The organism is Oleiphilus sp. HI0128 (genome assembly GCF_001635365.1).
The window spans coordinates 1-576 of sequence record NZ_LWGG01000467.1 but is presented as its reverse complement, the minus strand read 5'-3'; the positions used below and the strand labels follow the sequence as shown (position 1 = coordinate 576).

Annotated in this window: 1 pseudogene; it reads right to left on the bottom strand. The window is 46.4% G+C overall.

The window, feature by feature from the left end:
• Positions 1-576 (bottom strand): annotated as a pseudogene (locus A3763_RS28255) (hypothetical protein); the annotation flags it as partial.

Sequence of the window (576 nt, the reverse complement as noted above, 5' to 3'; positions counted from 1 at the left end):
TAGAATCAATATCGCTTTCGGTAATGGCAACGGGTGCCGAGCCTGTATAAGTGCCGTTAGAAGAACAGGTTAAGGTTTCACTTTCATTTTGCTCTGAATCCGTAAAACTCCCACCAGCTATACCCGTACCATCATAGTTACCTGATAGTACAAAGCTTCGACCCGGTTCGTTATTAAGCTCTTCTACAGAGAAATCGCCATTAGTATCGATCGTACCAATCGACATCCAGCCGTCTTCGCCGTCACCTCCATTGAGAATAACCTGGTTTCCTTCCTGCTGTACTCGAACCAAAGCAAAACCTGATAACTCATCTTCCGCAACACATTGATCACCAGAGTCATTTAGCATCTCGTTATCTGGGTTAGTTCCGTCAACACTCCAGGCAAGTAGGTACTCACCAGACATATTAGGAACACCCGAGCCATCGCATGTGGTATCAGCTGTATATGGACAAGCATCGGCGTTATCACCGATACCATCGCCATCGGTATCAAACTGCTCTGTCGCATCATCAACAAACGCATCTTCCTGATCGACAATACCATCACCGTCAGCATCTTCGACTGTAGTACCAC